This window comes from Bacillus haynesii (genome assembly GCF_014042035.1).
GTDB lineage: Bacteria > Bacillota > Bacilli > Bacillales > Bacillaceae > Bacillus > Bacillus haynesii.
This window is the reverse complement of the sequence record NZ_CP059494.1, coordinates 1,841,262-1,858,501: the sequence shown is the minus strand read 5'-3', so window position 1 is coordinate 1,858,501 and position 17,240 is coordinate 1,841,262. Positions and strand designations below refer to the sequence as shown.

Below are 17,240 nucleotides of genomic sequence, written 5' to 3'. Positions count from 1 at the left end.
CGGCTTCCCCCTGACGATTTCGGGGGGAGCTTTAATGAAAAGAGAGGTGAGGCACACATGCGAATTTTACATACAGCGGACTGGCATTTGGGAAAAACGCTTGAAGGGAGAAGCCGCCTGAAGGAACAGGAGGACTTTCTTGAAGAGCTCACAAGGATCGTAAAAGATGAAAAGATCGACGCTGTTATCATGGCGGGAGACGCTTTTGACACAGTGAATCCGCCTGCACTGGCTGAACAGCTTTTTTATGAAAGCCTCTCCGCTTTATCTGACAAAGGAAACCGTCCGGTGGTCGTGATTGCCGGCAACCATGATAATCCGGACCGGCTTTCCGCGGCCTCTCCGTTAACGACAGATCATGGCATCCACTTGATCGGGTACCCGAGGACTGAGCCAGTTGACATAGAAGTCGCCTCTGCGGGGGAGATCCTGTCAGTCGCGGCGCTCGCCTACCCTTCCGAGTCCAGACTGAATGAAGTGCTGTCTGAGACATTTGATGAAAAGCTGCTGCGCGACCAGTATGATGAGAAAATCAAGCAAACCTTTCAGCGTATGTGCGGCAAGGCGAGAAAGGATGCGGTGCAGATTGCGGCAAGCCATATCTATGTGGCGGGCGGCAGCCAGACGGATTCCGAGCGGCCGATCGAAGTCGGAGGCGCATATACGGTGGCTGCGGAAAGCCTGCCGGAAAACGCCGCATATGTGGCGCTGGGACATCTTCATCGCCCGCAGACGATCAAAAGAGCCCGCACGCTTGCCAGATATTCAGGCTCCCCGCTTGCCTACAGTTTTTCCGAAGCGGGATACGCAAAATCGGTCACCATTGTCGAAGCCGCACCCGGTCAAACAGCATCATGGGAAGAGGTCTATTTGACGAGCGGAAAACCACTTGTCAAATGGAAGGCGGAAAAAGGAATTTCCCAAGTGTACAGCTGGCTGGAGGAAGAGCGGGATAAAAACGCGTGGATCGACCTGGAAATCCATCTGACAGACCAGCTGTCGATTGAAGAGATTCACCGTTTGAGAAAAGCGCATCAAGGCATCATCCATATTCGTCCGGTTTTTGAGGAAGCCGCGTCGGCTGAAGAGAAGACCCGGTCCAGAAACGTTTCGATTGAAGAACGGTTTAAAGCGTTTTATGAAAGACAAACCGGCGGAGCGGTTCCCGATGAAGAAACCGTCAAGCTGTTTCTGGAGCTCGCCTCAGGATCGGAACAGGAAGAGGGGGAGGAAACATGAAGCCGATTTCCCTGTCTATTAAGGGTCTGCACAGTTTCAGGCAGGAGCAGGTCATCGATTTTGATCGCCTGTGCGATGCCGGTGTATTCGGCATCTTCGGGCCGACCGGAAGCGGCAAGTCGTCGATTCTTGATGCGATGACTCTCGCTTTGTACGGGAAAGTGGAGCGGGCCGCCAATAATACGCACGGCATTTTGAACCATGCCGAAGATGAGCTTGCCGTATCGTTTACGTTTAAACTGCAGACAGGCCATGAGACGGCTTATAAAGTGGAACGGGTCTTTAAGCGGACAGATGCCGTCAAGGTCAAAACGTCGATCTGCCGCTTCATTGAAATGAAAGAGGAACAAATCGTTCTGGCCGATAAAGCGAATGAAGTGAACCGGAAAATCGAAGAGCTGCTGGGCTTGACGATCGACGATTTTACAAGGGCAGTCGTCCTGCCGCAAGGAAAATTCGCCGAATTTCTTTCCTTAAAAGGAGCGGAGCGAAGGCAAATGCTTCAGCGCCTGTTCAATCTCGAACAATACGGGGACAGGCTTGTCAAAAAACTGAAGAAACAGGCGCAAACAGCGCAGGCCAGAAAAAATGAGATGCTTGCCGAACAGGCTGGATTGGGCGATGCGGGAGAAGAAGCGCTGAAGCAGGCCGAACAGCATCTCGAAGAAGCCGAAAACCTTTTGCAAAGCAAGAAGCGCGAACGAGACGCAGAAGTGCAGCGCTTTGCGGAGTACCAGGAGATTTGGAATCTGCAGCAGGAAAAAGAAAGCTATCTACAAAAAGAGGCGGAGCTTTTAAAGAAAAAGGAACAGATCCGGGAAAAAGAAAGCCGTCTGCACCTCGCCGAAACGGCAAATACGCTCAAGCCTTATGCAGACGCCTTTCTGGCAGCGCGGGAAGATACCGAACGCGCACTTCGGGAAGAAAAACAAGCGCAGGAACAATTAGAACAATACGAAGAGCTTCATAAAAAAACAGAGCGCGAATACGAGAATTTCAGGCTTCATAAAAATGAAAAAGAACCGGAGCTTCTCAAGCAAGAAGAACAGCTCACCGCTTTAAAGGAAATTGAAAACAAGCGGCTTGCCGCACAGGCAGAAGCTGAGCAAAAGCAGCAGGAACAGCGCTTGAAAGAAGAGGAAATCAAGCATGCGGCAGACGAATTGGCTAAGGTGAAAAGCCTGCTTGAACGCGGGACAGCCAAGCAAAATCAGCTGAAAGCTGAGCTGAAATCTGTCCAGGTATCTAGCGAAGAGCGCAAAAACTGCCGGAATGCCAATCAGCTTGCTTTTCACATTCAGCAGCTTAACAGCGATGCCGCTATAGAAAAAGAACGGCTTGACCAGCAGGAGACGCTGATCAAAGAGCTTCAGCAAGAACAACAAGCGGTGGAAAAAAAGGTGAAGGATGAAACCGAACGCATCCAGGCATTGTTTGCCGCTGTCGAACGAGCGTATGCGCTCGTTTGCGAAACAGACAGATCGCTCTCTGAGACCGTCCGTCTCGCGTCTCAAAAGAAAGAAGAGATTGTGGCGAAACGGGAACAGGCAAACCGTGATCAGCTGGCAATCGAACTTGCGAAGCAGCTCAAAGATGGGGAGCCTTGCCCGGTCTGCGGATCTGTACATCATGAAATGCCGGCGCGCGCCAGCTCGGAAAGCCTGTCCTTTAAAGAGGCGGAATCCGAACTGGAAAAAACGGAAGCCATCATCGCCGAAGCCGGCGCGCTGGCTCAGGAGTTTCTCTCGGCCAAAGTGGCGCTCGAACAGCAGTCCGACCACCTGGTGAGCGAATGCCCGTTTTTAGTCAAAAGCAAACACGAACTGCCTGAAACCGCTGCATCGTTAGAAGAAGGCACCATTCCCGAACGGTACAGCCGCATCAGCTTTGAATGGAAAGGAATCAGACAGGATCTCGCCGAGACAAAAAGCCGGATAGCCAAGCTCCTTCACACATATAAAGAGTTTTGCAAAAAACGCGACCAAATCAGCGAGCGCATCAGCCATGAAGAAAAAGAGCAGAACAGGCTTCAAAACCGTGTCCGCGAACTGAATGACCAGTTAAATGAACGCCGAAAAAGCTTCGGCGAACAATTCGACGGCCTCTCTTATGAACAGGCTGAAAAATGGCAAAAAACCATTGAAGAAAAAGATCTGGCCGCAGAGGAATTCGAAAAGCGTATCGAAACGAGCGTCGAATTTCTCACAAAACATGAACAGCAAAAAGAGAAGCTCACCGAGCGCTTGTTTGCACTTGATAAAGAAAAGCTTGACCTTCACTATGCGGTCGAAAGCCTCAAAAAAGACATAAACGATTATCAAAAAGAGCTGATGGGCTATCCTGATACTGCCGCGATCGACAAAAAGCTTCAAGACGTGAAAACGCAATTGGCCAAGCTGCACGAGCAGGAACAGACGCTTTACGGACGGCTCAAGGAGACCGAAGCTGAGGTCAGCCGTTTAAGAGGACAGACAAAAGGGTGTGAGCTCGCTTTGCGCGAAGCGAAAGCAAGGCTTGCGAAAGCGGCGGACATCTGGCAGGAAAAAGCCGGAGATACACCGTTTGAAAAGGCCACTGAAGTGAAAGCGAGCATTTTAGACCGCGATGAGCTGTCCCGGCTGAAAGAAGACATTCAAATGTATTGGGATCAGACAAAGCAGTGCGAATCTAATATGAAGCGGATTACGGAAAAGCTTGACGGGAGATCGGTTTCTGAGGAGAATTGGGAAAAAGCCGCCGTAACCAAAGAAAAGGCGGAAGAGGCATTCAGCAAAGCTCTGGAAGAAAGGGGAGCGGCCGGCAAAGCTCTCGCCGTCATCCGCGAGAACCATAAAAGGTTTAAGGAGCTTGAAGCATCGTTAGCTGAATGGCAGACATACATCGACCGCCTTGATAAACTCCAAGCCGTCTTTAAAGGAAACAGCTTTGTTGAATACTTGGCAGAAGAGCAGCTTGAAAGCGTCACAAGAGACGCATCTGCAAGGCTCGGAGAACTGACAAGGCAGCGCTATGCGATTGAAGTCGACTCAGAAGGCGGCTTTGTGATGAGGGACGATGCCAACGGCGGAGTCAAGCGCCCTGTTACGAGTCTGTCAGGCGGGGAGACCTTTCTGACTTCGCTTGCACTGGCGCTTGCACTTTCGGCACAGATCCAGCTTCGCGGAGAGTATCCGCTCCAATTCTTCTTTTTGGACGAAGGGTTTGGCACGCTTGATCAGGATTTGCTGGACACGGTCGTTACTGCATTGGAGAAGCTTCAGTCTGACAATCTGTCGGTCGGTGTGATCAGCCACGTTCAGGAACTTCGGGCAAGGCTGCCGAAAAAGCTGATCGTCCATCCGGCTGAACCAAGCGGCAAAGGTACAGCCGTATCGCTTGAAATGATTTAATCTTATAACCAAAAAGCAGCCTTCTTCTAATGGAAGAGGCTGCTTTATGCATTTCCGACAACATTCTGGTCGCTTACATCCGGGTCTATATAATTTGTCGCGTTTATACCATTGTTGACGATAAGAAAATCTCCAGTATTACCAGCACCAGAACCGAGTGCAGACTTTGAAGAGCTTTTTGGAGATAGATAAAAAGAATCGCCGAAATTCACTACTCCTCCTGAGATTTCATTGATTTTAATGGGTCCGACAATGGCTGGCATGATTGATCGACATCCTTTGTAGAAGTCTCTGAACCAGTATATGTCGGGCGGGCTGTTATTGTGAGTTCCTTGCAGGAGGAAGCTTTCTGATATGTTTGACTCTTGAATCGGCATTGATTCGGTGTGTTGATCCAATCTGAGCAACGGAGGAGGATGATACACCGTTAATTTTAATCGCCCTTACTCGGATGAAGGGGATCTCATGGAAAAAAGCCGAGCAGACGCCGGTTTCGGGAAGAGGGTACGGGATCGGCTGCCTGAAAAGCTGAAAATCATCCTGTTTAAATGACCCTTCATTACCGTAAAAAAGAGAAAGGTATCTTTGAACAGCGAGTACTTTTGTTTTGAGGAACTGCTCTTCCGTATCCCCGATTTGCAGCGTGCTGCTTATTCCGACAGAGTGTACTTTTAAAAATTTCACTTTGGACGTTCTGAGAATCATGATTCCGGCGCCAGCGGGACAAACGGCCCGACAATGAGAGATTCAGGCGGTGTATCAAAAATCGATGACAGAGAAATGCAATCCGTATCACCAACCAGGAAAACAGAAGAAGTGGACACTCCAGTGATCACAATATTGCCTACATCAAAACAGCGGTTCACAACGGTAAAATTCATTCGTTTTCATTTCCTTTCATTTCGTCAGGTATCGATTTGAGAAAGTGCTCGATTGCCCGTGCAATATCACGTTTCACGTAATCGGCCAGCCGTTCTGCATGCTCGCGGGGCTGGATGTTTCCGTCAGGCTTCACATGTTTGACGTAATAGCGGATGCGGCTGTCGATTTGCTTTCTGATGTCTTCGATAATGTGGTGGCGGTTTGTATCGTCCAATTTACTGTCATACCGGTCTTCTAGCTGTTCCAGCAAATGAGGGGTTTCTTCATTTAAGTAGGCATCGACGAGCTGTCTCGTTTGCTGTATCAGCTGGCCGTCGACCTCCTGCTGAAGCATTCCGATGCCCGGCGGCTGCTGGCTGATTTCAAAGTTCTCCACTTGATCCGGATCTGTCGGATTGAGCCCGATGTTGAGCGTTCCGTCCAAGCGTTCAATTTTTAATTGATCAAATTTGTATTCGATCCGGTCAATCCGGGTACCGGGATTTTCTTTCAGTTGGTTCAATTCCGACTGCAATGCGGCAATCTGCCTTTCGAGGCGCTGGATTTGCGCAGCCTGCTGCTGCAAATACCCATACCAGTTTTGTGGATTGCTTTGTTTCATGAGATTACACCCCCGTGTATCCTATGGTACTGTAACAGAAGGAGCATGAAGAGGAACGAGAGTTGGTTGAGTCCCGTCTTCAAAAGCGTCGTCAAAAACTTCGCCGCCGGCGACAGGCGGGGCGGCTTCCGTGTAGCTGCCTGTATTATAAAGGTTGGCAAGTGTTTTAATGGAGCCCGCGCTCCCGATCTGCAAGACGGAAGAGTTGCTGATGCCTTCGACTCTTAAATAGTTGATTTGAATCGATTGGTTGATATAAAAATTCATGTCCCCACCCCCTTACAGGTTGCCCGCGACCGGCTGATCGATCATATCGTTGTCATATGTGTTGGTGATGCTGTTCTGGTTGTATACGCTGAGTCCGTCTCCGGTATTGAAGCTGCCGGCGCCTGCGAATGTTTTAACTTCTGCATAAGGAGAAATCGTGATGCAGTCTCCGACATGAACAACGCCGCTCGTACCGACGGCATTTACTTTAAAAGCTCCGACAATAGCTGGCATGATGGCACACCCTTTAAGTAATCAAACGTTTTTTATGGGCTATACACCATATCCTATGTTAATTAGGCGCTTTTGTGATAAAAAAGAGGTTTTTCCGTGAGTGCTGTTCACGTGCGGGTGAAACTCATCAGATGGGAAAACGTATGAATAAGGAAAACGGTGCGATAAGGAGAGGAGACGTATGTATTTTCAATTGAATGCGATGTCAATCGCTGCAGCCCTGCTGTTCTTTGCGGCCGCCTATGCAGTCGGAATAAAAAAGCAAACCTGGATATTGCGGGGATTTCGCCGGGAAAGGGTAAGGGATCAGGATAAGCTGGCCAAAATCGCAGGGTATTTCTTTTTGAACAGCGGATTTTTGTTATTCTTGAACGGGTTTGTTTATATCCCGTATCAAGAGTCCTTTACGCCTTCAGTCATTCTTGCCTATGGTGTTTGCACGATGATTTATGTTCAAAAAACAATGGCCGAATAGCCAAAGCTGCGTCCTGAAATCAACGGATGATGAAACGGAGGAGAGGGAAGGCAGGGCATCAGGCGCAGCTTGCAGTCGGAGGTCATGACGTGTGGCGGCCCTTTCTTTCTTCCACATGTACGCAGCTATCATCCTTTTGCATTCTTTGATTCAGCAAGTTGTCCAATTCCTGACTGCATTGAATGGCCTCTTTTGAGTTGATGCCGAACTTTTCGGCAGCTTCAAATAAGGCCAGTCTTTTTGCTTCAATTTTATTGTTCATCATGGCAGTCTCCAACTTTCGATTTGTATTTTGAGTCGGTGATTTCAGGTATTCAGCATTGATGTCCCTTGATATTGCTAGTATACCTTATTTTGTGTTAAAGGGATTTTTTTCGCCAATATGACAAAAAATGTGACATTTTTTTCGGAGGACAGCGCCCGTTTATAATCGGGAAAGCTCGAAAAGCAGGAACCGCTTCCTCTGTTCGATAAAATGAAAAATTTGTTTTTGCTCATCTTCGAGCCGGCTGTATGTGACGGTTGAATAAGGATCATGTTCAAGAAAAGGCGCGATTGTCTCATGCCAGTTTACCGCAAACCGCGAAAGCCGGCTGATTGTAAATTGGCGGTGCAAGACGTTTTTCATTAAATTAAAGTATTGGGACTGAAAAGCCGGGATTTCGAGCAGCCTCGCAGACAGTGTATTATAGCCTTTCGCCGGAATCCGGTTGTGTTCCATTTCTTCCCCGTGAATATTCCGTCCCCATGTCGCGTCATAATCCCATGGAATGATTTGAAACGTTTTTGTGCGATCGTTTAAATAAAGCGCGTAGTTATGGACGAAGCCGTCGAAATTTTGGGTACAGACGGCGCCGATGAGCCACAGCAAATATTGTTTGACATCGAGATAGCGTTTGATTTCCTTTTCAAATATGTCGTCTTTGGCGGTATTGATAAAGTAGATAAATTCTTGGAGGTAATCATCGTGGCGGTTTGACCCCGTTTTTCTTTCGTATCCCTGCATGAGATTTTGCTTAGCCTTTTTATTGAAGGAACTCAGCAGAGAAAAATTAGCATCGTCATCAACGGCATAATAAATGGCCCCCCTTTCTAAATTTCTCCTCTTTAAGAAATGATCGTCAACAGATTCAATTTTTAAATAGATGCCTTCTTTTTTTTCGTTGAGATAAAGGAAAACGTGCGATGCTGCTGGCGCAAGGACGCCGATTTGTTCAAAAAAATGAAAGGAAAGCCTGTTTCTGATGAAAGACGGGTCGTGATATTCCGCGTTCAAATGAAACGCAGCCTCGGCAGCCTTTTCTTTTTTGTCCGGATATTGAATGAAATAGGATTTTTTTGTAAGTTTGCGGGTGTGGGCCCCTCTGTATGACACTGCGACAGGCATCTTTGCTGAACCGGTCAAGAGCATGCCGGGAACGGCTTCATCACTCCAGACGTCTTTTTTCAACTCAAGCAGATGCTTCGGATGAATGTGCAGCCAGAAGGCCGGCAAGGCAGTGGCACTCATCATCATTTCCTCCTTTTTCAGCTGACATATCATATGTGAAAAAAGCCTGTCCCGGAAGCAGACCGCCTAAGTTTGACCAAAAACAGTCATTTGCCTCAGTACACCTGTCTTTACGGTGCGTATGATAAATCAGGACATAAAAAAGGAAGAACAGGAGGTTACAAGATGAGTGGTGTCCATGATCATGACATTAAAAAGGCAGTAGATCAGCTGAAGAGTGAAGGCAGAGACCATTATTTAGACCGTGAACCCGAAGAATCCGCCGGCTCGGGAAAAGAGCGGCATCCGCATAACATTTGGGATCTTTGGTGGGGGATAAAGCCGGACAGAAGCAAAAAACATCATAAAAGCAAAAAGCCTGACGACCGTGAAAAACCGGATAAAAGCAAAAAGCCCGACAAAAGTAAAAAACCAGATGACTGCAAAAAGCCTGACAAAAGCAAGAAACCAGACGACTGCAAAAAGCCTGACAAAAGCAAGAAACCAGATGACTGCAAAAAGCCTGACAAAAGCAAGAAACCAGACGACTGTAAGAAACCGGATAAAAGCAAAAAGCCTCACGACTGCAAAAAACGGGACAAATGCGGCCGCAAACACCCCGATCATCATCGCTGCAAGAAGACTCACCATCATAAAAGAGGCGGCTATGAAACCATTACAAAATGGTCTGACGGAAATCTGACCGAAGTCATCTACCGGAAAAAATAAGAAAAGCGGCTTGCTGCATAGTGAGCCGCCGTTTACTTTTCCGGGAAGGAACGCCCGGGACTTTAGAAGCGGTTTGCAGAAAGAGGAAAGGAATTTTCATTTTTTTAGAGAATATGTAGAATAGTTTTAAATCAGACTGCGGGGGAATATTTATGAAGTTTGCGACAGCAAAGCTACACAGCCGTACATTTGTAGGGCTTGTCATGGATGAGAAGATAATGGATTTGCAAAAGGCGGAAAAAAAGCTGTTTGAGCTTGAAACGATACCTGAAACGCTTATCGAATGCGTAAGCGAGGGAGAGAAGTTTGTCCGCCATGTCGAACAGCTAGTGGAATGGTCAAAGAAGAAAAACAGCGAAGAGAGCGGTTCGTATATTTATCCGCTGTCAGACGTCGATTTGCTTGCACCGATTCCTGAACCGCGGAAAAATGTAATCTGCATCGGAAAAAATTATCGGGATCATGCGATTGAAATGGGAAGTGAAGCAGATATTCCCGAACATATCATGGTGTTTACAAAAGCGCCGACTTCGGTCATCGGCCACATGGAAGGGATTGATGCCCACGAAGGCGTGACAGAGGCGCTCGATTATGAAGGCGAGCTCGCGGTTGTCATCGGCAAAACGGGAAAGAACATCCCGAAAGCTGAAGCGCTCGACTATGTGTTCGGCTATACGATCATTAACGATGTGACGGCGCGCGATCTGCAAAAAAGGCACAAGCAGTTTTTTATCGGCAAAAGCCTTGATGCGACTTGCCCGATGGGACCGTTTCTTGTACATAAATCAATGGTTGAAGACGCAGGCGACTTGAGGGTGGAAACGAGAGTGAACGGCGAACTGCGGCAGTCGGGCAGCACAAAGGACATGATTTTTCCGATTGCGGAAATGATCGAAACGCTGTCCAAAGGAATGACGCTTGAAGCGGGGGATATTATCGCCACCGGTACGCCGTCAGGAGTCGGCAAAGGCTTTCATCCGCCGAAGTTCCTCCGAAAAGGCGATCAAGTCGACATTACGATCGAACCGATTGGAACGCTTTCCAATCCAGTTAAATAAGTAACTTTTATGAAAATATGCGAGATTGGCAGGGGCTATTTTTCCGAATAAACGGCAAGTGCACAGTCCGCTTTCGACGGTGTTAGGGCTGCTCGCAGATTTTATAAATAATGGTTGTGAAAAGGTTATATGTTTGGGAGGAAAGAAATTGTTTTTTAGAAAAATGACGGAAGAAGAAAAGAAAAGTACCGAAAAAGCGACAAGAGTAGGATTTGTTTTTTATATGATTGCTTTATCGGTGAGTTCCGCATATTCATTTTTTATAGATTCTGGATTTAATATTTCATTTTTGATTTTAATGGTTGGTTTAATCGTATTTTTTACCAGTGATTTTATATTCAATAAAATCACTGATTAAAACAATCATCAAACTTTTCTCTGAAGGAAGACAGGCAATCTGTGAAAATGATGATAAAGGACGCCATGCTTGAGACACACGGTGAAATGTTTATAACTGCCTGAAAAAAGGTTCTCGCTTTGGACATCGGAGGAAGGATTCAGGCAGAGCTTCGGCAAAAATGCTTTCCAATCCAGTTAAATAAAGGATTGTCAAATGATTGGCTTTAGCATATAATGAAGCTGTCAAACTTTTAAGAAATGAGGGATGTGTGATGAGAATGGATATTGTCTTTTTTGCCCAACAAACGATCATTGCACAGCCCATGTAATATTTCGACTGGTATTCTTCAAATGGATCTGGTGATATTTCCATGGGCTGTCGAAGCGGCTCATGGAGTGTTTATGTGTTGAAAGAGCCGTGTATTTGCGGCTCTTTTTTTTGTTTAATCAATCATCAGATCTTTAGGAGGAAACCGCATTGAATTTATCAGCATTAGGCATCAAATATATCATGGAAGCTTTAAAGGACGAGGAAGGTCTGGTTTTAGGAAGGATCGCCCTTGAGCATAAAAGGGTGTACCGGGTATGGACGGAAGAAGGAGAGTGGCTGGCCGAAGTCTCCGGCAGGTTGCGGTTTGAAGCGGAAAGCCGTGGAGACTACCCTGCTGTCGGCGATTGGGTGTATATGCGCCCCCGTGGCGGCGAAAAGAAGGGGATGATCACGGAGGTCGTTCCCCGATTCAGCAAATTTTCGCGCAAAGCGGCGGGTGAGCCGGCGGAGGAACAGATCACCGCAGCTAATGTCAATACGATCTTTCTTGTCAATGCGCTCGGTCAGGATTTTAATGTGAGAAGAATCGAACGCTATTTGCTGCTGGCATGGGAAAGCGGAGCCAATCCCGTCATCGTCTTGAGCAAAGCCGACATCGCTGACCGGATGGAAGAAAAGGTGCGCCAGGCGGAATCCGTGGCATTCGGGGTGCCGATTCACGTCATCAGCGCCCGTGAAGGTAGTGGGATGGATGAGCTGAAAGCGTATGTGAAACAAGGGGAAACTGTCGCTCTTTTAGGGTCGTCAGGCGTCGGCAAATCAACGATCATCAATTTTTTTCTAAAGGAAGACAGGCAAGCCGTGCAGTCCGTCCGTGAAGATGATGACAAAGGGCGGCATACGACGACACACAGGGAGATGTTTATGCTGCCTGAAGGCGGGCTTTTAATCGATACGCCGGGGATGCGGGCCTTGGAGCTTTGGGAATCGGAAGAAGGATTCAGGCAGAGTTTCAGCGATATTGACCAGCTTGCGGAAACATGCCGATTTTCAGACTGCCGGCATCAAACAGAGCCCGGCTGCTCCGTGCAGGAGGCGCTGGCTGACGGCAGACTGGATGCGGGCCGGTTCCAAAGCTACCTGAAATTAAAAAAAGAGCTCGAATACCTCGAAAGAAAAACGGATAAACGGGCGATGCAGCAGGAAAAAAAGCGGTGGAAACAGATATCGAAAAGCATGAAAAAGAACAAAAACAAATAAATGAAAAAGGCGCTGATAAATGGCTTCAGCGTCTTTTTACTGCGGAAATGACAGCGTTCACATTGTTTTGTTTAATGGACCGGTTCATGATAAGATAAGAACGATACCTGATTTGATAGGGGGAAAAACGAATATGACGCATATGCATATCACGTCTTGGGTGATCGCGCTCATTTTAGTGTTCGTTGCTTACGGACTTTACTCATCTGGAAACAGCAAAGGCGCAAAAATTACACATATGATTCTCCGCTTATTCTATATTATCGTGATCATTACCGGGGCGCAGCTCTTTTTAATGTTTACGGCATGGAACGGAGAATACATAGCAAAGGCCTTGCTCGGTCTCATCACCATCGGATTCATGGAAATGCTTTTAATTCGCAGGAAAAACGGAAAAGCGGCCACTGGGATCTGGATCGGCTTTATTGTCGTTCTGCTTTTGACGGTTGTGCTTGGACTCCGGCTTCCTCTGGGCTTTAAAGTGTTTTAATTAAAAGACATCGGTTCTTAATCAGGACTGGTGTCTTTTTATGTCGGCGGCTTGAAGGTTGAAATCATCACGATTCGTTCCCCGTCTGAAGCGGTCCATTCGAATCTGTCCTTCCATTCCTCTTTTCGTTCGTAATGATGCTGCAAGGCGCATTGTTTCATATCATGAGAAAACTGATAAAACGAAACGCCCTTCACATCCTTTTTCCCGGGCCAAAAACTCAGGCCGTTATAGGCGAAGACGCAGTCAAAGACGGAGAAGCCGAGGCTGTTCAGCTGATCCAAAAAAGAATAGAACTGTCCGTCTTCCAGATCGTTCAAAAATTCGAGAAATGCCTGTTTTACCGTTTTCAGATAACGGATCGATTCTCCGCCTGTCAGCTTCACGGTCTCCGGCTTTTCCGTTACGGCGAATTGATCAAACAGTTCGGCTTTTTGCCATTCTCCGTCTATGCTGATGAAAACTCCTGGGCTGTTCAGGCTTTCAACCAGAAATAAATCTCCTTCTTCATTTTCAATCAGGCAGATCCCGTCTTCCATCAAAATTTTGCCGTAAATCCATTTGCGCTTTTCGGCATAAAGTCGTTTTTGGCGTTCGGTGTCCATGGGCGGTCTCCTTTCTTATTTCGTTTTTTCCAAAACGAGCTTGTCTCATACAAGACTCTGTTGGACAATTCAACTATTATTTTAAGGTGCATAAAATAGGTAAAGTGACAAAGGAAGTGAAGCCTAAAGCAGAGGAAGAACATTAGAATTGGAGCTGATCGACAATGTGTGGAATAACGGGGTGGGTCGATTTTAAGAAGCCGCTTGTCCGAGAGCAGTCAATCATGGAAAAAATGACTGATACGCTTTCGAAAAGAGGACCGGATGATACGAATATTTGGGGAAAGCGTCATGTTTTATTCGGACATAAACGTTTGGCAGTTGTGGATCTGGAAGGCGGCAGACAGCCGATGACCCGCACACATCAAGGATACGATTATACGATTTGCTATAACGGCGAGCTCTATAATACGGAAGATTTGCGGAAGGAGCTTAGGCAGCGGGGGCATCAATTCAGGAGCCACTCAGATACAGAGGTTTTGCTTCATTCATACATGGAATGGAAAGAGGAATGCATCAACAGGCTGAACGGAATTTTTGCATTTACGGTATGGGATGAAAAGCGCGATCTTCTTTTTGCGGCACGCGACCGGCTCGGCGTTAAACCGTTCTTTTACACCGAACAGGACTCATCTTTTTTGTTCGGATCTGAAATCAAAGCCATTCTCGCTCACCCTGAAGTGAAAGCAAAGGTCGACCGTTCAGGGCTGGCCGAAATTTTCGGCCTCGGGCCGTCGAGATCGCCGGGGAGCGGTGTTTTTAAAGGAATAAAGGAGATCCGCCCGGGGCATGCGATGATTTTCTCAAAAGACGGTTTAACGGTTTGGCGCTACTGGAATGTGAAAAGCGAGAAGCATACGGACAGCTTTGACGAAACGGTGGAAAATGTGCGGTCGTTGTTTCAGGACGCCGTCACAAGGCAGCTTGTGTCTGATGTGCCGGTATGTACGTTTTTATCAGGAGGGGTCGATTCGAGCGCCATTACCGCAACGGCCGCCAAGCATTTTGAGAAAGAAGGAAAGGCGCCCCTTCATACGTTTTCGATCGATTATGAAGACAATGAGCGATATTTTACGTCGAGCTCATTTCAGCCAAACGCCGACGGCCCGTGGATTAAAAAAATGTCCGATGCATTCGGAACGGTTCACCACAACTGCGTGATTTCCCAGGAGGAGCTGGCCGCTTATTTGGAAGAAGCCGTACTGGTCCGGGATTTGCCAGGGATGGCTGATGTCGATTCTTCCCTGCTGTGGTTTTGCCGCGAGATAAAAAAAGATTTTGTCGTAAGCCTTTCCGGGGAATGCGCGGACGAAATTTTCGGCGGCTACCCTTGGTTCCATTCGGCAGAAGATGTGAAAGGTTTCCCATGGATGAGATCAATGGAAGAACGGATCGGACTTCTGCAGGACGGCTGGCAGAAAAAGCTGAATCTCAGCGAATATGTGAAGGCGAAATACGAGGAAACGGTTAAAGAAACACCGCTGCTGGAAGGAGAAACGGGTACGGAGAAACGAAGGAGAGAGCTGTTTTACTTAAATATGCTCTGGTTTATGACAACGCTCTTGGACCGAAAAGACAGAATGAGCATGGGGGCGAGCCTCGAAGTCCGGGTTCCGTTTGCGGATCACAGGCTTGTCGAGTATGTCTGGAATATTCCGTGGGATGTCAAAATGCATGGCAGCCGTGAAAAAGGCATCTTCCGCAAGGCGCTGGAAGGCATTTTACCTGATGAAGTGCTGTACCGCAAAAAAAGCCCATATCCGAAAACGCACCACCCGGCTTATACGAAAGCTGTCATTCGCTGGCTGGAGTCGCTGCTGGAGCAAAAAGACTCGGCGCTTTATGTTTTCTTAGACAAGAAAAAATTGGAGCGGTTGATTGAGACGGAGGGCGCATCATTTCAAGTTCCCTGGTACGGACAATTGATGAAGGGGCCGCAGCTGATCGCGCACCTTGCCCAAATCCATACTTGGTTTGAGACCTATCGAATTGATATCGAGGAATAACATAAAACACCCGGCATATGCCGGGTGTTATGCGTTTTGGCAAAAGAAACGGCGGCGTTTTTTGAACACCGCCGCTGATTTTAATGATCAGCTGACCGAATGGATGAGAGTCAAACCTGTTCTGTTTTGGAAGACGGTCCCGGCTTTAAATTGTTGAGCCGAGAGACAAGATCCGTTCCGAAAGCGGAGCTTTCGTCAACATTGCCCTGATCGATGTAGCTTTCTTTATACTCGTATGCGGAAGAACCGTGTTCGGCATAATCGAGTCCGGAAATTTCCTCTTCTTTTGATACCCTGATCGGAGCGAGAGCTTTCAATACAGCAGTGACAACCGATGTGGCAGCGAGGGTCCAGGCTGCGATCGCCAAAATGCCGACGGCTTGAATGCCGAGCTGTGCGGCTCCTCCTCCGTAAAAGAGACCGCTCGATGTATTGAAAAGCCCGACTGCAAGCGTCCCCCAAACACCGCAAACACCGTGAACGGCAATGGCGCCGACGGGATCGTCAAGCTTCAGCACCTGGTCGATAAACTGAACGCCGACAACTAAAATGACACCGGCGATACATCCGATCAATATCGAGCCTGTAAATGAAACGCCGTCCGCGCCCGCGGTAATTCCGACAAGTCCGCCAAGCGCGCCGTTCAGCGTCAGGGAAGGGTCGATCCTGCCGTAACGGAAATAAGTGAAAAGCGCCGAGCTGACGACTCCGCCCGATGCCGATAAAAGGGTTGTGGTGATGACGTGGGGGACGGCGGCGGGATCAGCCGCAAGCGTGCTTCCGCCGTTGAACCCAAACCAGCCGAACCACAGGATGAAGACGCCGAGTGCGCCCAGCGGAATGCTGTGTCCTGGAATGGCGTTGACCTTTCTGTTTGCATATTTTCCGATCCGCGGCCCGAGAAACATGACAGCCGCAACCGCGCCCGCGGCGCCTGTTAAGTGAACGATCGCAGATCCGGCAAAATCAACAAATCCGAGGTCGTACAGCCAGCCTTCACCCCAAGTCCAATGGCCGACAACCGGGTAGATGAGACCGGTCATAAACAGCGTCAAGATCATGTAGCTGCCAAGCTTCATCCGTTCAGCGACAGCGCCGGAAATTATGGTTGCGCATGTAGCGGCAAACACGGCTTGAAAGACGAAAAATCCGACATCCTGATCACCCGCTAAAGCAAAACCGCTTGTGCCGATGAACCCGCCGGCACTGTCCCCGAACATCAACGCATATCCGGCGAAGAAATAAAGGATGGAGCCGATAGAGATCGTCAGAAAGTTTTTCATTAAAATGTTTAACGTGTTTTTAGCTCTCGTAAAGCCTGATTCAACCATCGCGAAACCGGCGTGCATAAAAAAGACGAGCAGAGTGCCGATGGCCACCCAAGTCATGTTGACCGAATCATTGACCGTTTGCGCCGTCGGTTCGGCGGCCAGAGCTGATGCTGCGAGGAAAAAACTGAGGAACAGGACGAAAGATACCTTGGTTTTCATAAGAATCATCCTTTCTAAAGTATCGGCTAAAAGAGGCAAAAGGGAATTGGGCGTTTTACACAATCGCTTCCTTTCCGGATTCCCCTGTCCTGATTCGAATCGCGTTTTCAATCGGAAGCACAAAGACTTTTCCGTCGCCGACCGTATTTGTCGAACATGTGCTTTCGATGATTTTGATAATTTCATCAACGCTCTCCGATTCAATCACCATCTCGACTTTCACTTTAGGCAGCAGCTTGATTTCATAGGAGGTGCCGCGAAACAAAGCCTGTTTCCCGCGCTGCTGGCCGCAGCCGGCAACCTCTGAGACTGTTAATCCGTTTATGCCAACCTCTTCAAGCTTTTTACGGAGGCGGGGAAACTGTTCGGGGCGTATAATCGCTTCGATTTTTTTCACAATGTAAATCCTCCTTTTG

20 protein-coding genes are annotated in these 17,240 nt (G+C 47.9%); 9 read left to right on the top strand and 11 right to left on the bottom strand.

Annotation, left to right across the window (positions count from 1 at the left end):
* Positions 1 to 57: 57 nt before the first annotated feature.
* The gene (sbcD, locus tag H2R00_RS09255) at positions 58 to 1,239 is read left to right on the top strand and encodes an exonuclease subunit SbcD (protein WP_182070897.1); all 1,182 of its coding nucleotides are present in this window, start codon (positions 58 to 60) and stop codon (positions 1,237 to 1,239) included.
* Positions 1,236 to 4,628 (top strand): exonuclease subunit SbcC, encoded by a 3,393-nt coding sequence (sbcC, locus tag H2R00_RS09250; protein ID WP_182070896.1) that lies wholly within the window; start codon positions 1,236 to 1,238, stop codon positions 4,626 to 4,628. The genes sbcD and sbcC overlap by 4 nt, the downstream gene beginning before the upstream one ends.
* Positions 4,629 to 4,672: 44 nt before the next feature.
* Here sbcC and H2R00_RS09245 read toward each other — a convergent pair whose 3' ends face one another.
* From H2R00_RS09245 to H2R00_RS09220, 6 genes are read right to left on the bottom strand one after another with little or no spacing between them, the layout of a single operon-like run.
* Positions 4,673 to 4,891 carry a spore germination protein gene (locus H2R00_RS09245; protein WP_016885923.1) on the bottom strand — a complete coding sequence of 73 codons (219 nt, stop codon included), beginning with the start codon at positions 4,889 to 4,891 and terminating at the stop codon, positions 4,673 to 4,675.
* Positions 4,892 to 4,946: 55 nt separating this feature from the next.
* On the bottom strand, positions 4,947 to 5,333 hold the full coding sequence (locus H2R00_RS09240; RefSeq protein ID WP_154994084.1) for a spore germination protein GerPE: 387 nt from the start codon (positions 5,331 to 5,333) through the stop codon (positions 4,947 to 4,949).
* Positions 5,330 to 5,509 carry a spore germination protein GerPD gene (locus H2R00_RS09235; RefSeq protein WP_009328893.1) on the bottom strand — a complete coding sequence of 60 codons (180 nt, stop codon included), beginning with the start codon at positions 5,507 to 5,509 and terminating at the stop codon, positions 5,330 to 5,332. Before H2R00_RS09235 ends, H2R00_RS09240 begins: the two co-directional genes overlap by 4 nt.
* On the bottom strand, positions 5,506 to 6,111 hold the full coding sequence (gene gerPC / locus H2R00_RS09230; RefSeq protein ID WP_182070895.1) for a spore germination protein GerPC: 606 nt from the start codon (positions 6,109 to 6,111) through the stop codon (positions 5,506 to 5,508). The genes H2R00_RS09235 and gerPC overlap by 4 nt, the downstream gene beginning before the upstream one ends.
* A gap of 21 nt (positions 6,112 to 6,132) precedes the next feature.
* Positions 6,133 to 6,378, bottom strand: coding sequence for a spore germination protein GerPB (locus H2R00_RS09225; RefSeq protein WP_043927345.1), 246 nt, complete (start codon positions 6,376 to 6,378; stop codon positions 6,133 to 6,135).
* A 12-nt stretch (positions 6,379 to 6,390) separates the two neighbouring features.
* A complete protein-coding gene (locus H2R00_RS09220) occupies positions 6,391 to 6,612 on the bottom strand; it encodes a spore germination protein (protein ID WP_075754903.1) in 222 nt (73 codons plus the stop codon).
* Between the two features lie 181 nt (positions 6,613 to 6,793).
* Between H2R00_RS09220 and H2R00_RS09215 the strand changes: the two genes are divergently transcribed.
* Positions 6,794 to 7,087, top strand: a complete 294-nt coding sequence (locus tag H2R00_RS09215; RefSeq protein ID WP_154994086.1) for a DUF3784 domain-containing protein — start codon at positions 6,794 to 6,796, stop codon at positions 7,085 to 7,087.
* A gap of 82 nt (positions 7,088 to 7,169) precedes the next feature.
* Here the strand turns inward: H2R00_RS09215 and H2R00_RS09210 are convergent, their stop codons facing one another.
* Together H2R00_RS09210 and H2R00_RS09205 are read right to left on the bottom strand one after the other, a co-directional pair.
* Positions 7,170 to 7,349, bottom strand: coding sequence for an aspartyl-phosphate phosphatase Spo0E family protein (locus tag H2R00_RS09210; RefSeq protein WP_154994131.1), 180 nt, complete (start codon positions 7,347 to 7,349; stop codon positions 7,170 to 7,172).
* A 162-nt stretch (positions 7,350 to 7,511) separates the two neighbouring features.
* On the bottom strand, positions 7,512 to 8,597 hold the full coding sequence (locus H2R00_RS09205) for a CotH kinase family protein (protein WP_182070894.1): 1,086 nt from the start codon (positions 8,595 to 8,597) through the stop codon (positions 7,512 to 7,514).
* 165 nt (positions 8,598 to 8,762) lie between these two features.
* Between H2R00_RS09205 and H2R00_RS09200 the strand changes: the two genes are divergently transcribed.
* The 5 genes from H2R00_RS09200 (at position 8,763) to H2R00_RS09180 (ending at position 12,723) form a co-directional block, all read left to right on the top strand.
* Complete coding sequence (locus tag H2R00_RS09200; RefSeq protein ID WP_154994089.1) at positions 8,763 to 9,305, top strand: CotG/ExsB N-terminal domain-containing protein; 543 nt, start codon at positions 8,763 to 8,765, stop codon at positions 9,303 to 9,305.
* Between the two features lie 152 nt (positions 9,306 to 9,457).
* On the top strand, positions 9,458 to 10,363 hold the full coding sequence (locus H2R00_RS09195; RefSeq protein ID WP_154994091.1) for a fumarylacetoacetate hydrolase family protein: 906 nt from the start codon (positions 9,458 to 9,460) through the stop codon (positions 10,361 to 10,363).
* 148 nt (positions 10,364 to 10,511) lie between these two features.
* Positions 10,512 to 10,721 (top strand): hypothetical protein, encoded by a 210-nt coding sequence (locus H2R00_RS09190; RefSeq protein ID WP_182070893.1) that lies wholly within the window; start codon positions 10,512 to 10,514, stop codon positions 10,719 to 10,721.
* A gap of 459 nt (positions 10,722 to 11,180) precedes the next feature.
* Entirely contained in the window at positions 11,181 to 12,233 is a 1,053-nt protein-coding gene (gene rsgA, locus H2R00_RS09185; RefSeq protein WP_182070892.1) for a ribosome small subunit-dependent GTPase A, read from the top strand.
* Between the two features lie 133 nt (positions 12,234 to 12,366).
* Positions 12,367 to 12,723, top strand: a complete 357-nt coding sequence (locus H2R00_RS09180) for a YisL family protein (protein ID WP_043927356.1) — start codon at positions 12,367 to 12,369, stop codon at positions 12,721 to 12,723.
* Positions 12,724 to 12,761: 38 nt separating this feature from the next.
* On the opposite strand, the gene H2R00_RS09175 is transcribed toward H2R00_RS09180, so the two are convergent.
* On the bottom strand, positions 12,762 to 13,328 hold the full coding sequence (locus H2R00_RS09175) for a DUF2777 domain-containing protein (protein ID WP_043927357.1): 567 nt from the start codon (positions 13,326 to 13,328) through the stop codon (positions 12,762 to 12,764).
* A 164-nt stretch (positions 13,329 to 13,492) separates the two neighbouring features.
* Here H2R00_RS09175 and asnB point away from each other — a divergent pair, with 164 nt between their 5' ends.
* On the top strand, positions 13,493 to 15,334 hold the full coding sequence (gene asnB, locus H2R00_RS09170) for an asparagine synthase (glutamine-hydrolyzing) (protein ID WP_182070891.1): 1,842 nt from the start codon (positions 13,493 to 13,495) through the stop codon (positions 15,332 to 15,334).
* A gap of 110 nt (positions 15,335 to 15,444) precedes the next feature.
* Here asnB and H2R00_RS09165 read toward each other — a convergent pair whose 3' ends face one another.
* Together H2R00_RS09165 and H2R00_RS09160 are read right to left on the bottom strand one after the other, a co-directional pair.
* Positions 15,445 to 16,824 carry an ammonium transporter gene (locus H2R00_RS09165; protein WP_182070890.1) on the bottom strand — a complete coding sequence of 460 codons (1,380 nt, stop codon included), beginning with the start codon at positions 16,822 to 16,824 and terminating at the stop codon, positions 15,445 to 15,447.
* Positions 16,825 to 16,879: 55 nt separating this feature from the next.
* Positions 16,880 to 17,221 (bottom strand): P-II family nitrogen regulator, encoded by a 342-nt coding sequence (locus H2R00_RS09160; protein ID WP_154994099.1) that lies wholly within the window; start codon positions 17,219 to 17,221, stop codon positions 16,880 to 16,882.
* Positions 17,222 to 17,240 lie beyond the last annotated feature (19 nt).

Excerpts from the sequence above, each read along its gene's own strand:
- sbcD (WP_182070897.1), top strand. The coding sequence starts at position 58 with ATGCGAATTTTACATACAGCGGACTGGCATTTGGGAAAAACGCTTGAA.
- sbcC (WP_182070896.1), top strand. The coding sequence starts at position 1,236 with ATGAAGCCGATTTCCCTGTCTATTAAGGGTCTGCACAGTTTCAGGCAG.
- H2R00_RS09245 (WP_016885923.1), bottom strand. The coding sequence starts at position 4,891 with ATGCCAGCCATTGTCGGACCCATTAAAATCAATGAAATCTCAGGAGGA.
- H2R00_RS09240 (WP_154994084.1), bottom strand. The coding sequence starts at position 5,333 with ATGATTCTCAGAACGTCCAAAGTGAAATTTTTAAAAGTACACTCTGTC.
- H2R00_RS09235 (WP_009328893.1), bottom strand. The coding sequence starts at position 5,509 with ATGAATTTTACCGTTGTGAACCGCTGTTTTGATGTAGGCAATATTGTG.
- gerPC (WP_182070895.1), bottom strand. The coding sequence starts at position 6,111 with ATGAAACAAAGCAATCCACAAAACTGGTATGGGTATTTGCAGCAGCAG.
- H2R00_RS09225 (WP_043927345.1), bottom strand. The coding sequence starts at position 6,378 with ATGAATTTTTATATCAACCAATCGATTCAAATCAACTATTTAAGAGTC.
- H2R00_RS09220 (WP_075754903.1), bottom strand. The coding sequence starts at position 6,612 with ATGCCAGCTATTGTCGGAGCTTTTAAAGTAAATGCCGTCGGTACGAGC.
- H2R00_RS09215 (WP_154994086.1), top strand. The coding sequence starts at position 6,794 with ATGTATTTTCAATTGAATGCGATGTCAATCGCTGCAGCCCTGCTGTTC.
- H2R00_RS09210 (WP_154994131.1), bottom strand. The coding sequence starts at position 7,349 with ATGAACAATAAAATTGAAGCAAAAAGACTGGCCTTATTTGAAGCTGCC.
- H2R00_RS09205 (WP_182070894.1), bottom strand. The coding sequence starts at position 8,597 with ATGAGTGCCACTGCCTTGCCGGCCTTCTGGCTGCACATTCATCCGAAG.
- H2R00_RS09200 (WP_154994089.1), top strand. The coding sequence starts at position 8,763 with ATGAGTGGTGTCCATGATCATGACATTAAAAAGGCAGTAGATCAGCTG.
- H2R00_RS09195 (WP_154994091.1), top strand. The coding sequence starts at position 9,458 with ATGAAGTTTGCGACAGCAAAGCTACACAGCCGTACATTTGTAGGGCTT.
- H2R00_RS09180 (WP_043927356.1), top strand. The coding sequence starts at position 12,367 with ATGACGCATATGCATATCACGTCTTGGGTGATCGCGCTCATTTTAGTG.
- H2R00_RS09175 (WP_043927357.1), bottom strand. The coding sequence starts at position 13,328 with ATGGACACCGAACGCCAAAAACGACTTTATGCCGAAAAGCGCAAATGG.
- asnB (WP_182070891.1), top strand. The coding sequence starts at position 13,493 with ATGTGTGGAATAACGGGGTGGGTCGATTTTAAGAAGCCGCTTGTCCGA.
- H2R00_RS09165 (WP_182070890.1), bottom strand. The coding sequence starts at position 16,824 with ATGAAAACCAAGGTATCTTTCGTCCTGTTCCTCAGTTTTTTCCTCGCA.